The sequence below is a fragment of the Pseudoalteromonas sp. FUC4 genome (assembly GCF_008370255.1).
In the GTDB taxonomy this organism is placed as follows: domain Bacteria; phylum Pseudomonadota; class Gammaproteobacteria; order Enterobacterales; family Alteromonadaceae; genus Pseudoalteromonas.
In genome coordinates this window covers 50,428-64,190 of record NZ_SEUI01000002.1, presented here as the reverse complement: position 1 = coordinate 64,190, position 13,763 = coordinate 50,428, and the positions used below count along the sequence as shown (strand labels likewise).

Annotated in this window: 12 protein-coding genes; 7 read left to right on the top strand and 5 right to left on the bottom strand. The window is 39.9% G+C overall.

Annotation, left to right across the window (positions count from 1 at the left end; genetic code table 11):
* The first annotated feature begins 94 nt into the window (after positions 1-94).
* From EU510_RS06285 to EU510_RS06270, 5 genes are all read left to right on the top strand, one after another.
* A complete protein-coding gene (locus tag EU510_RS06285; RefSeq protein WP_149592739.1) occupies positions 95-970 on the top strand; it encodes a nuclease-related domain-containing protein in 876 nt (291 codons plus the stop codon).
* A gap of 167 nt (positions 971-1,137) precedes the next feature.
* Positions 1,138-1,269, top strand: coding sequence for a hypothetical protein (locus EU510_RS20050; protein WP_262501203.1), 132 nt, complete (start codon positions 1,138-1,140; stop codon positions 1,267-1,269).
* 44 nt (positions 1,270-1,313) lie between these two features.
* The gene (locus EU510_RS06280) at positions 1,314-1,856 is read left to right on the top strand and encodes a uracil-DNA glycosylase family protein (protein ID WP_262501202.1); all 543 of its coding nucleotides are present in this window, start codon (positions 1,314-1,316) and stop codon (positions 1,854-1,856) included.
* Positions 1,857-2,543: 687 nt separating this feature from the next.
* On the top strand, positions 2,544-3,029 hold the full coding sequence (locus tag EU510_RS06275; RefSeq protein ID WP_149592738.1) for a hypothetical protein: 486 nt from the start codon (positions 2,544-2,546) through the stop codon (positions 3,027-3,029).
* Positions 3,030-3,031: 2 nt separating this feature from the next.
* Positions 3,032-4,165, top strand: coding sequence for a DUF1570 domain-containing protein (locus EU510_RS06270; RefSeq protein WP_149592737.1), 1,134 nt, complete (start codon positions 3,032-3,034; stop codon positions 4,163-4,165).
* Positions 4,166-4,285: 120 nt separating this feature from the next.
* Here the strand turns inward: EU510_RS06270 and EU510_RS06265 are convergent, their stop codons facing one another.
* From EU510_RS06265 to EU510_RS06255, 3 genes are all read right to left on the bottom strand, one after another.
* A complete protein-coding gene (locus EU510_RS06265; protein ID WP_149592736.1) occupies positions 4,286-5,293 on the bottom strand; it encodes a nuclease-related domain-containing protein in 1,008 nt (335 codons plus the stop codon).
* 462 nt (positions 5,294-5,755) lie between these two features.
* Positions 5,756-7,255, bottom strand: a complete 1,500-nt coding sequence (locus tag EU510_RS06260; protein WP_149592735.1) for a T6SS phospholipase effector Tle1-like catalytic domain-containing protein — start codon at positions 7,253-7,255, stop codon at positions 5,756-5,758.
* Between the two features lie 105 nt (positions 7,256-7,360).
* Positions 7,361-8,665 carry an NAD(P)/FAD-dependent oxidoreductase gene (locus EU510_RS06255; protein WP_149592734.1) on the bottom strand — a complete coding sequence of 435 codons (1,305 nt, stop codon included), beginning with the start codon at positions 8,663-8,665 and terminating at the stop codon, positions 7,361-7,363.
* Positions 8,666-8,908: 243 nt separating this feature from the next.
* On the opposite strand from EU510_RS06255, the gene EU510_RS06250 reads away from it, so the two are divergent.
* Positions 8,909-10,837, top strand: coding sequence for an ATP-dependent DNA helicase RecQ (locus EU510_RS06250; protein WP_149592733.1), 1,929 nt, complete (start codon positions 8,909-8,911; stop codon positions 10,835-10,837).
* Positions 10,838-10,882: 45 nt separating this feature from the next.
* Entirely contained in the window at positions 10,883-11,191 is a 309-nt protein-coding gene (locus EU510_RS06245) for a YkgJ family cysteine cluster protein (protein WP_149592732.1), read from the top strand.
* 71 nt (positions 11,192-11,262) lie between these two features.
* On the opposite strand, the gene EU510_RS06240 is transcribed toward EU510_RS06245, so the two are convergent.
* Both EU510_RS06240 and EU510_RS06235 read right to left on the bottom strand, forming a co-directional pair.
* On the bottom strand, positions 11,263-12,882 hold the full coding sequence (locus EU510_RS06240; RefSeq protein WP_149592731.1) for a methyl-accepting chemotaxis protein: 1,620 nt from the start codon (positions 12,880-12,882) through the stop codon (positions 11,263-11,265).
* 235 nt (positions 12,883-13,117) lie between these two features.
* A complete protein-coding gene (locus EU510_RS06235; RefSeq protein WP_024597791.1) occupies positions 13,118-13,735 on the bottom strand; it encodes a glutathione S-transferase family protein in 618 nt (205 codons plus the stop codon).
* Between the last annotated feature and the right edge of the window lie 28 nt (positions 13,736-13,763).

The following is a 13,763-nucleotide window of genomic DNA, read 5'->3' as shown; positions in this document are numbered from 1 at the left end:
GTGTTTAGGTGAGCTTTGTAGTGTGGGTTTGAATGATGCGACATGTACCTGTTTTTAAGGTATAAAGTAAACATTGTGATTATAGGAACTCATCATGGATGATTTATTAAACCAAGGTTTAAGCCTTTTATTTGTTATTGGTAGTGTTTATTCACTATTAGGTGTTTTGTTTATCAAAATATGGCTTCATCAGAAGAATGCAAAACTACCTGTAGATCGTAAAAAGCTTAAACGTGTTGCAGCGCAGACACTTAATGAACAAGTTAATGATAAAGTTTTAGATGTAATAGGCTTAGTCTTTTTGTCTGCTTTGATAGTCACCATGCCTTTTGCTTTGAAAGGAATTGCTGAAATGTTTGCCAGCGGCAAGCTCAATTACTTTTTAATTATCGTGATCGCATTGGGACTAACGTATGTGGCACGAAAGCTTTGGGTTAAATCTAACGACTTAATAAAGCTAAAACTAGGACGTGATGCAGAATTAGCAGTTGCTTCAGAGCTTATAGAATTACAGTCACACGGTTATCAGGTATTTCATGATATACAAGCAGATGGTTTTAATATTGACCATTTAGTTGTTGGGCCAAATGGAATATTTGCTATTGAAACCAAAGGCAGACATAAACGAATAAAAGACGATACAAATTACAAAGTTAAATTTGAGAATAACCATTTAGCATTTCCTTCTTGGTTTGAAAGTAAGCCGTTAGAGCAAGCTCAAAATCAAGCTAATTGGGTGAATAAATGGCTTTATGAATCAACCGGTTTTAATACTCCGGTTTTACCTGTTTTATGCTTTCCTGGTTGGTTTGTGGAACTAAAGCAGAGACCAACCTTTCCAATCGTTTCTCATAAACAAATAGTTAAAACGATCCTTTCAATGCGACAAGTTAGCTTAAATCAAGAGCAGCAGCGTGCTATTTGCTATCAAGTGGTGCAGCGAGCCTTAAACGATAGTAAGGCAATTTAAAATCTTCGCTTTTCGCGCGAGCAAGCTTCGCGCCTACAGCTAATTTTAAGGTTGGTGCTAAGACAATTTCACAGTTAGTACTCTCGACATTTAATTAGTTTATTACATTTTTTTAATGTATAAATCATACCCTGCAATAAAGTCTTACTAGGAAAAAAGGAATAAATATGGATATAGGGATTAAGAAGGAACAGCTGCTAGGCATAGCTACACAGCAATTTGGTCATTTATATAACCGCTTTGGTGAGGGGATTTATAGCTCGCATGAAACCTTTAAAAAGGAGATGTGTATTTATTAGGTTTAAACCCTGGTGGTTCTGGTGAATGCAAGTTAGGTAATTTTATGGCAGATACACTAGTTCGCACGAGTAATGCCTTTTTAGATGAAGAATGGGAAAAGCCCAAAAAGAAATCGACTTCTAAGCAAGGCAACAATAAATATGCAAAAGGTTCCGCCCCACTTCAAAAGCGAATTCAAGGTTTACTTGAAGGACTGGGTCAAAGTGTAGCTGATGTATGCGCTAGCAACTTAATTTTTACCACTTCAAAATCATCCTCTCACGAGGATTATAACTTTGGCTTTGCAGGTACTTTTTGGCCTTTTCATCAAGCTGTTATAGAAATAGTGAAACCAAAAGTAATCATCACTTTTGGTAATGGCAAACTTCACTCACCGTTTGGCTTTTTAAAATCGATGTACTGTGATGAAAGTAATTTAAATACTTTTGAAACTATTCCAGCAGGGCATGGAGAGAGGCAATGTTATGGTTTCAAAGCTAATATTAATGGTAGGTCAACGGCAATAATAGGTTTACCGCATTTAAGTTACTACACGCCAAATAAAGAGTCTGTTTTAAAATGGATGAAAGAATTTTCAGGTATATAAAGCTATTGAAATAATGTATTTCAAGAATGAACACATGGCGCTATGCGCCCCTTTGTTGCCATCGCCAATGCGATATTTGTAAATTATTTTAAAAGCTTCGCTTTTCGCGCAAGCAAGCTGAGCGCCTACAGTAAATTTTAAGGCCGCTGTTCAGACATTTCCCCCTTTCAACTTCACCTGCAAACACATAATTAATGAGTAATTACCTTGCATGGATTCGAGGAAAGCGATGCTTGTAAATGGGTGAAAAACGTAGTTTTGAACGAGAGGGTAGGGATACCCGAACTGGGCAGCGTACAGGGATGTGAAAGTTGTGCTTTCATCGCGTTTACGTTCATATTAATTATTTGTTTAAGGATAAGTGAAATTGAGGGGCGCCGTGTGATTCCAAAGAGAAGTCGGCGGTTACTTCTCTTTGGTTGCCGTCGCCAATGCGATATAAGTAAATTATTTTAAAAGCTTCGCTTTTCGCGCGAGCAAGCTGAGCGCCTGCAGGTGTTTAGGCGGGCTTTGTAGCGTTGATTGAGGTAATGGGCTAGTTACTAAAGAGAAAGTGCGATATAAAATCGCACCTACGGTTTTGTGGAGTGTGGTGGTTTAATTTTTACTTTTGGGATTAGTAATATTGATGTGTTTTTTCACATTTATAGGTACACTATTTTAAAGCTTTAATTCAGGGAATGAATAATGATTAAATGGATTTTACTGGTATTTATTAGCGTATTTACAACTTTTCCTCAAGCTGGTGATGCTTACACACAAGCCCAATGCGATAGCATTAAAAAGCAGCGCGAAGCTATTCGCTCTCAATTTAGAAGTGGCTACAGTAATAAAGAAGGTGAGCGTTTAACTGCACGCGATAAAGCGCTATTTACCTTACTTGCTAATCACTGCAGTAAGCCTAAAATGAGTGGTAGTGCTTATCAGGCTACTTCTTCTACCCCAAATCGTACGCCTAATAGCAATTGGTTACTCAATCAAAAAGTATCAAACATGTCTTTGCATAGCGATAGCTATAAAGATGCCGCTAAGCTTGATGCTTGGTCAAAATTTTATAAATTGCCCAAACGTTGCCGTAAGAAAGGGATGAAGTCGGCCGACTTTGTATGGTGTAGCGAGTATCGGGGTAAGCAAAAAGAGTTGTTTGAAGCACAGTGGCAAGGGCGCCCATAAAGATGTTTAAAACAAAATTACGTGTGGTGTTTGTATTTTTTGTGCTGCTAATTGCATCGGCGCTCATTGCTAATCATTTTACTGGGCGGGTATTTAATTATCATGATCCTATAGGCGAGGTTAAACGAATTTATAGTAGTTTATCGTCGCAGGTAACTACTGAACCGTTAACAACTAAACAGCTTAAAAATGTAAGCTCGGCAACTTTACAAAATGTATCAGTACCTGCCGATAATCATTTATCGCAAGCTAACAATACACGCTGCGTGGATGTATCGTTGGGAAAGGTTAAATATAAGCGTAATGGCGATATATTTACGTGGACGGACAGTGACGGTGTGCCGCACTTTAGTGATAAAAAACCGGATTTTGCGGTAGCAACTTACGATACTGGTTTTATTGAACCGCTAGATTACTTTGACCTCACTTTAAATACGCCTAATTTACCTTCGTCATTTAACCAAGAGTTACGCATAAAACTCAATACTGTATTTAAAGTATACGGACAGATTATTGGCGTGCATGCACTTAAAAAGGTAAAGCTTAATTTAACGGTATTGCCTACGCGCCGCGCTTATGAGGCCGCAATTAAGCAACGCGGAGGTGACCCTACAAACACTGCGGGTATGTATTTTCACGCGAGTAATTCTGCTTTTATTCATTATGATAATGCACACAGTGCAATGCGAACTGCGGTACACGAGGCAGTGCACGCTATTAATAAAGCGGTCTTAGGCTACACCCCGAGATGGTTTAATGAGGGATTTGCAGAATACTTTGAGTTTACTAAAAATAATATGCAAACAGTTATTGTTGAGCCGAATAGTTCATGGACGAAAAATAACAATATTACTAAAAGTGTATTTTTAATTGATTCGTTAGTGGGTTTGGATAACTCGTGGAAAAAAGGTGATACCAGTAAGTTGTATGCAAGCAGTTGGGCTGCAATTTACTTTTTAATGGATACTCGAGCAGGGCGATCGTTACTTAAGAATATAATGCTTGCTGAGCAAGAATCTCTCTGTAATAAGCTATCTGAAAAGCAATTAAAAAAGATGATGTATAAGCAATTTCCTAATCTTAATCGTGAATATTCTCAGAGGTTAAAAAAACCTTTGAAAGCGCATATATTTTAAATTACAAACAAAAAGCGCGAGGTAAACTCCCGCCTATAGCTTTTCGCGCGAGCAAGCTGGGCGCCTACAGGTGTTTTGCTTGGTCTTATTTAAAAGCCAAAGCGCGATATAAAATCGCACCTACAAATGCGAAAGCTTAATAGGCGTACTTATCTCACAATCTTTGCATATTAAAGAGTAATTTTCTTTACGTTTGCTTGTTTTAGTATTGATGCTTGAGCACTCAGGGCATGGTGATTTCATTGGTGTGTTTGTACTGCAATTACCGCATTTTACAAAGTAGCCATAGCGCCCAGAAAGAGGCTGCAAATTGGTCGAGCTATTACATTGCTTACAAGCTAATGTTATCTCTTTGATTAGATCAGTTTTTACTTGTTCAGTAATGGCTTGCTTAGTCGCTATTAAGCTCTCATCGTATACAGATTCTGATTCGCTTATTTCTGCAGGTACATATGAAGGCTCTTGTAAGTTAGGTGATATATTTTGATCTAAAATAAACTGGCAAATTCTATCGAGTGTTTCTTCACTGAACCAAGGTCGAACGTTTGTTGTAAAAAGATGAAGCGCATTAGGTTTAGACGCAGGAAGCTTCATTATTTCGAGTAATTTATCAGTTATAAATTCTGATTTAACCAATCGATCTTCAATTGCTTTTGGTGTGTTTTCTCGATTGATAATGGCATTGCTCGATATTGCACAAATACTATGCCACTCTCTGCCACCAAAACCCTGTTGCAGCTTGCCAAATAATTTAGTGAGTAGGTTAGGTGCATTGTCGCGCATTAGGCTTTTTAATAGTTCTAGTTGTAATTCAACCTGTTTTATTGGCGATGGCATACCTTGCCAGTTACCACGATAACTGCGACTCCATTCTTGATGTTCATTAATCGTTACTTCGCCTGTAATGCTTTTAGATTCGATAAGAATAAAGCCATAGGTGTATGCGATTAGGTGGTCTATTTGTGCGGTTTCGCCATTGTGTTTAAATTTTACATCGTTAAACACAAATACCTGACTATGATCTTTAAAGGCGCGGCGTAAATAAAAGGCAACGTCGAGCTCTTGCTTTTGACCTGCTTGTATTTTAGATGAGTTGCTGTTGATGAGGGTTTTATCTTTTAGAATCATGAGGCGTCCTTTCAATCATGTATTTGCTTAGAATATCATTGAAGTACCGAATAAGAATACTGCTTAAGTTCAAAAAACGCGAGAGAAACTCCCACCTACATTTAAAAGCTACGCTTTTCGCGCGAGCAAGCTGGGCGCCTATAGGTGTTTAGCTTGGTCTTATTTAAAAGCCAAAGCGCGATATAAAATCGCACCTACGGGTTTGTTGAGTGCGGTGGTTTAATTATTGTAGGTGAGGTTTTATACCTCGCTTACAAATACTTTTTTACCACAGGAAAGTGAATTACTGTTCAATATGGCGCTTAAAAGTAATGAGGCAATTAACTCTGCTATTCGCCTCATTACGTGAGGCGAATAAGCGTTTGAATTATTGTAGGTGAGGTTTTATACCTCGCATGGTGTTTTTATAAAGCCAAAGCGCGATGTAAATTCTGGCCTACATTTTAAAATACTTGCAACCTCTTATTCCAGCCGGGTTACTTTCACTTTTATTTTTCCGGCATTAGCGCCATAAAAGCGGCTTAAGTCGTTTGCAAATGGGCAAAACTCGCCAGATTTATCTATTTTAATGTCGGCGCCGTTGGCTATTTCAAAAAGGTGGTCGTCGTTTTTATTTATAGCACCAATGAGTGAAAACCATTGTGCACGAGGAAATCGTCTAAATGGTTCAAGCACGGCCATTGGGATTTCTTTTACGCCAAGTTGTACGTTATCGCGGTTCCAGCCTAATGGTGTGCACTTTATACCATCGTCAAACCAGTATTGATTTGGGTATGAGGTAAAGCGGTACGTAGCGCCTTGCTCTAACATAAGGCCGGTTGCGTTGTATTGCTCAGAGGCAAATACCATTACATCTTGGCTTTGGTTAATGCTCAGCACGTTCATGTTTTGATTAGCCAGTTCTATATGTTGGCTTAAACCAATAAAGCTAAGTGTGGTGTTGTCGTTGTAGCTAATTTTGTAATGCAGTTTTTTAAGCGATTCTGGGCGGTAACTGGTTAGCTTATTAATGCGTTCGGCTACGCTGTAGTGCACTAAAGGCTCAAGGTTGCTGGCTTCGTCATCAATTAATACATAGCACTGCCTATCTACTAATTTAAAAAACGGGTTAAACCAAAAGTAGTTTTGTTGATGACTTAATGCGAGCGGATCGGGCGTTACTGTTACGTCATCTTGTGCTACTAAGTTGCTATCGGGGAGTAGGGTTTCGTAATCTATATCGTGGCTAGTGAGTAACGATATATTAAGTGGTTGTTCTATTAACCACTCAAGTGCATAGCGCAAGCTAATATCGGCTAGGCCATCGCGGTAGTAACCGCCGCCAATGTCTGAATGCGCACCTGCAAACCATAGCTCGGTAATGTTGTTTTGGTGGTTCATGAGTGTGGGTTCAAACGCGCGGCGTTTTTCGTCAAGGGCTACGCAGTGCAGCACTTGAGTAATGTTGTTGGCAATGGTGTGATTTTCAAAAATAACGTGCTCTGCGCCACGTGTTGCTTTACTTACTTTTGATAAGCCAATAGAGGCAACGGTATCAAACACACATACGTAAACACTATTAGCAATTAAAGGTTCTAGGATTTTGGCAAAACGCCTAGCAAGTGCACCGCCTCGGCTAAAACCCGTTAGCAGTATGGTATCGCCTATTAGGTAGTGCGCTTTAAAGTCGCTTAATGCTTGATTTAAAATACTGGCTACGTCGTCACTACGTGGTGCTAAGGTTTGGTTTAAAATACGTTTAAGGCGGCTGCCTTTAGTGCCAATACCTTGATAATAAAAACTGAGTTGGTTAGCAAAAGGAGTAACGGGGGAGTCTTCTAATTTACCGCCAAGCAGCAAATGCAATTTTAGAATGTTGGTAATATTAGAGTCTTCTTTAAAATGATCAGAGCTAAATTGTTCTGCGTCACGGGGCTCGCTACCGGTACCATCAAAGTTAAAAATTAGCGTTTTACCCGTCATAACCCAATTTCCTTAGTTGTTTTAAGTACTCTATACAGACAATGTTAAAAATTAAAGACAGTAATACCGCTAAAACTGCATTACTGTCTTTAATTTAGTATAGATTTAGTGCAACTTCATTTTAGGGCGCACTACTCGCAGCACTTTTTCGCTTATCCATAATGCAAAGGTTTTTGCGCTACCGTGTATGGCGCGTTGGTGCATACGGTATAAAGATATATACATAAAGCGGGCAATTTTACCTTCAATAAAAAAGGTATTGCTGGTTAGGTTGCCCATTAAGTTACCCACGGTGCTATAGCTTGATAAGTTAACAAGCGAGCCATGGTCGCTGTATTTAAAGCCGCGTAGTGGTTGCTGCTTTAACGTTGCGATGAGATTTTTTTCGACGCACTGCGCCATTTGATGCGCCGATTGTGCACGAGGCGGTACTTGCTTGCCATCAGCTTGAGTAAATGCGCAGCAATCACCTAATACAAAAATACTTTCGTCTACGGTGCTTTGTAAAAATTCGTTTACTTGAATTTGGTTGCTGCGAGTCAGCTCAAAAATACCTAAGTCTTTTATAAAATCAGGTGCTTTTACGCCTGCTGCCCACACCATAATATCGGCATCAATGTGTTCTTCGTCTTTGGTGATAAAGCCTTGTGCTGTGCTTTCTTTTACTTGCGTTTGCTCGCGTACGTTTACGCCAAGTTTTAATAGCTCACGTTTAGCACTTACGGCAATACGCTCTGGTAATGCAGGTAAAATACGTGGGCCGGCTTCTATTAAATGAATATGTAATCGCTTAGACGACATATTTGTTAAGCCATAAAGCTTTAATAGTTCAGACACATGATAAAGCTCAGCCGAGAGTTCAACACCGGTAGCACCGCCGCCTACAATGGCAATATTAAGTGATTGCTGTTGGTTGTCGTCTTGGTGAAGGCGGGTAAAGCTATCTAGTAATGAGTGCTGAAAGCGCTCTGCTTGTTGGTTTGAATCTAAAAAGTAGCAGTGATCTTTTATACCTGGGGTATTAAAGTCGTTACTTACGCTGCCAATAGCAATAACAAGGTGGTCGTAGCGCACTGTGCGCTCTGGTAAAATTGTGTGGCCTAGCTCGTCTAAAAGTGGTGCAAGGGTAATTGTTTTATTGCTTTGGTCTATATTGCAAAAAGTACCAAGTTGAAAGTTATAGTGGTGTTTTGCAGCATGGGCTGAATACACAACGCCATCTAAATCGGGGTCAATAGAGCCTGTCGCTACTTCGTGCAGTAACGGCTTCCATATGTGGGTACGGTTTTTGTCTATTAGTAGAATTTCAGCTTGTTTTTTCTTTCCTAATTTATGACCTAATTGCGTTGCGAGTTCTAATCCGCCAGCACCACCGCCAATAACGACGATTTTAGGTGTAGTAATATTCATAACGTTGCCCTCAAAAATAATATACCCAAATAATCTGTATTATTTTTAGTGTTTTGAGGTTACTTGGGTATGGCAAAAAGTTATTTTTGGCAAACGTGACTATTTATTTTTACGCTATTAGTCTGCGCCTAAATAAAGGATATGTCAGCAAAAAATGCTGAATAAAGGCATATAAGTTATACTCACTTTCTTATAGTTTAGCTGTGCAGTTAAATTGCTGTTAAAACACCAAAAAGGACATTTATGACCACGCCACTAATTCAATCACTTGAGCAGCACTTTGGTTTTAGCCAATTTAGAACAGGGCAACAACAAACTATAGAGCAGCTTTTAAATGGTCAATCGTCGTTGGCTATATTTCCGACCGGTTCGGGTAAATCGTTGTGCTATCAATTAACTGCGTTGCATTTACCAAACTTAACGTTAGTGGTTTCGCCTTTACTTGCATTGATGAAAGATCAAATTAGCTTTTTAAATAGCAAAGGTATTTACGCGGCAAGCCTTGATTCGAGCCAAGATCAAATGCAAAGCAGCACCGTAATGAATGATGTGCGAAACGGTAAAATTAAAGTATTAATGGTGTCGGTTGAGCGCTTTAAAAACGAGCGTTTTAGAGAGTTTATAAGCCAAGTGGCGCTTTCGATGTTAGTGGTAGACGAAGCGCACTGTATATCTGAATGGGGCCATAACTTTAGACCCGACTACCTTAAACTACCGCGTTACCGCGAAGAGCTTAATATTCCTTTGGTGTTGCTACTTACGGCAACAGCGACTAAAAAAGTTAAACGCGATATGGCAGAGCGATTTGCTATATCGCCTGAGTGCATTGTGCAAACGGGCTTTTATCGAGAAAACTTAGATTTAAGTGTGTTGAGCGTTAAAACAGCCGATAAAAACACCGAGCTTACCAACATTGTGCGCGCGCAAAATGGCCCAGGTATTGTGTATGTAACGCTACAGCAAAGCGCTGAGCAAGTTGCTAATGTGCTAAGTGCACAAGGTGTGCACGCGGTGGCGTATCATGCGGGGCTTGAAGATACGCTACGCTGGCAAATTCAAGATGACTTTATGGCGGGTAAAATTAACGTAGTGGTGGCAACCATAGCCTTTGGTATGGGCGTTGATAAGTCGGATATTCGCTTTGTTATACATTACGATTTACCAAAATCGATTGAAAACTACAGCCAAGAAATTGGCCGAGCAGGGCGCGATGGCAATCCATCAAACTGCTACACGCTTGCTAACCTAGACGGCCTAAATACGGTAGAAAACTTTGTATATGGCGACACCCCAGAGCTTAGCGGTATTGAATACGTAATTAACGATATTCGCCAAAGCCACCAGCAATGGGAAATGCAAGAATATAGCTTATCGAGTGAAAGTAATATTAGGCAACTGGCACTTAAAACCTTACTTGTACAGCTTGAAATGCAAGGCGCTATAACGCCGCAATATGCTTACTACGCCGATTTTAAATACAAATTTTTGGTTGATAAAAACGAGCTACTAAGCCAATTTGACGAGCAACGTCAAGCATTTTTAACACAAATATTTAGCCATACCGATTTTAAAAAAATATGGGGCACGCTTAATTTTGACTCCCTTACGCAAGCCGCGCAGGTTGATCGAAAACGCGTAGTGGCTGCTCTTGACTACCTAGCCGAAAAAAATCTAATAACGCTCGAAACCAAACGTATTACCCAAGTATACAAAGTGCATAGCGAGGTTATAAATAACCCAGAACTTGCCCAGCAGCTTCACGACTACTTTAGTGACAAAGAACAAGCCGAAATTAAACGTATTGCTGCACTGGTGCGCTTTTTTGAGCTGCAAAGTTGCTTAAGCTATAACTTAGCGCGCTATTTTGACGATCAAAATGCACCACAGCAATGTGGGCATTGTAGCGTGTGTAGAGGCCATGCGGTTAAGCTTGAATACTCTATAGAGCCTGCATATATTGAGGAGCAGCTTATTTATCAAAAGGTAGATGAGTTTTTAGTGCATATGGCAGACAAAGGTAATCACAATGTGGGTATTGAAACCCAATGCCGCTTTTTAGCGGGGATGAGTGTGCCATTATTTGCGCGTAATAAAGTGCGCCAATTGAGTGGTTTTGCACTGTGCGAGCAGATGCGTTACAGCGATATAAAAGCAAAACTACTAGCGCGTTAAATTAGTTACTGTATCCTAGTGGCTTATTCAAAAAAGTAAGCCACTATGCCTCATATTGTTATTCCCGTTGAAAATATTTCTACTACCCCAGAGCCTGTTACGTGTGCTAACTGCCAAGCCTGTTGTTGCCAATTAGAAGTGCGCATAGTAACCGACACCGGCGTGCCTTTTAACTACATTGAATACGATAAATGGGGCAGCGAAGTAATGAAACGCGCTGAGGACGGTTGGTGCCAAGCACTCGACCGCAATACGCTTATGTGCTCCATTTACGAAAACCGCCCATTAGTTTGCCGCGAGTTTGAAATGGCCTCAGACGAGTGTATTACCGAGCGCGATTTAGCCGGTATATAGTCCGCTATTATTAAAGTACATAAACAACAAAGGGGCTTAAAAGCCCCTTTGTTTATTACTTACTATAAAAATTAAACTTTAAAGTAGCTAATATACTTTTTAAGCGTGTTTGAAAGGTCGGCTAATGCAACGGCTTCTTGAGCGTTACTGTTAAGCGACATGCTGGTTTCTTTGGACATACTGGCAATTTCTTCAACGCCGGTACTAATTTGCGCCACTGTAGCTACTTGATTTGATGTTGATTCAACAATTTCCAGCACGTTACTTAATGAGTCGTTAGCTTGTTGTTGTATTTGGTTAAGTAACTGGTTGGCCTCATGAGTAAGTGTTAGGCCATTTTCTACTTGTGGTACTGTGGTTTCCATAGCTGTTACCGACGCTTGCGTGTTTTCTTGTACTTGCAAAATCATCTTTTCAATATCGCCTGTTGCATCACCAGTACGCTGGGCAAGCTGCCTTACTTCGTCAGCTACAACAGCAAAACCTCGGCCAGTTTCGCCTGCTCTTGCTGCTTCTATAGCCGCATTGAGTGCAAGCAAGTTTGTTTGATCAGAAATACTGCGGATCACACTTAAAATATCGCCAATGTGTTTTACATGTTCTTGCAAAACATTTACTTGGGTAACTGTGGCTTTTACGGTTACTGAAATTTGCTCAATTTCGGCTGCTACTTTTTGCACAGCAATACTGCCTTGCTGCGATAATTGCGCGGTTATTTTTGAGTTATCTTCTGTTTGCCTAACTGAATCGGCTACGGCATGAATACTTTGGCTCATTTCTTCTAGGCTACTTACTGCCGAGTTTGTATAAGTTACTTGTGCGTCAGCGGCACTAAGTGCTTGCTGCGAACCAGACGCTACGCTTGCAGAGTGAGTAGAAAGCTCTTCAGATGAGTTAATAATGCTATCTACAATAGTTTTTAGTTTAGATTGCATAACCCCTACAGAAGCCATCATGCTATTTGGGCAACACGACTGTACATCACCTCTTAAATCGCCTTGGGCAATAAGGGCAATTACTTCAGCGGCTTCTTGTGGTTCACCACCTACTGACTTTCTGATCAGTTGGCTAATAACGTACGCAACACTTGCACCGAGTAAAATAGCAAGTGCGGTGAGCGAAATCATCCAAATTTTAAACGAGCTGGCAATATCGAGAGTATCAATAGTCGTGGTTTGATTTGCTTGTTCTTGTAGGTTTATAAATTGGTTTATAACATTTAGCCACTGGGTAAACGCAGGGCGCGCATCGGTTAATAAAATACGCTCAGCTTCGTTTAGGTTTCCTGCGCTTTTAGCGTTTATAACACCTTGAATAAAAGGCTGAGTGCGCTGCTCTATTTGTTTTATTTTATTAATTAAAGCGCGCTCTTCACTATTCATATTACCCATTAGCTCGGCCATAGACCGGCTAGATGTTTGGTAAAAAGCGTTTAGCTCTTGTATGTTATTTAACACGGTGCTTAAACTGCTTTGATCGGTAATTAGCACTACATCGCGCACGGCTATTGCTCTGTCGTGTACACTGCCTCTAAAGTTAATTGCGTAACGTTGCTTTACCGAGTTTACGTCGGTCATGTGGGTAATGTTATTATTAATAAGGCTAACGCGCGAAATGCCAATGATGGTTAAAATAAGCATCATTGATAAAATTACGCCAAAACCGGTCGCTAAACGCATATTTATTGTCATGGATGATTCCAAGTTTGAGTTAATACTAGTAAGGGGAGCCAGTATTATTAGTGATAATTTCAAAATAATATCGGCATTATGCCCTATAAACTGAAGCTTTATTAGCAATAAGGGGGTATTTGTTAATTTAGTTTACAAGCGTAACTTTGGTGGGGCTATTTTACAGGCATATTTACAGGCATTAAAAAGGGGCTAAATGCCCCTTAGTGTTATATAAAAGATTATATAAAAGTAGTTAGTCGTACTTTGCTTCTAGCTCGTTAGCTGTATGAAACTTCTCATGGCTTTGTAATTGCTCGTCGTACTTAACGAGGTTTTTAAAGTGTGCTAATTGACCTGAGTTTTTAACAATTTCAACAATAAACGACATCATAAAGTCAGCGCCCGTTAGGGTATCGCCCACTAAATAACGTTTACCTTCTAGGCGGTCATTAAAGTAGCTAATTACTTTAGCTGTTTCAGCGTCTGCATAGCCTTCTAAAAACTGTGTTTTAGCACCGTCTTTTAGTACAAACATTTTAAGTAAAAGCGGTAAAATTGCTGAGCTTTCTGCAAAGTGCAGCCATTGCTGGTAGTCAACATATTCAGCGGTATCTACTTTTGGAGCAAATTTACCGTTACCGTATTTAGTAATAAGGTAGTCGGTAATAGCGCCTGATTCGGCAATAATTAAACCGCCATCTTCAATTACCGGAGACTTACCAAGTTGATGAATATGTTTTAGTTCGTCAGGGGCTAGGAAGGTGTCTTTATTGCGCTGGTAAGCCACAATTTCGTAGTCAACATCTAGCTCTTCTAAAAGCCAAATTATACGTTTAGAACGGGATTTATTTAAATGGTGTAGTTTAATCATGTCAGTCCTTTTGTGGCTTGTAAGGGCT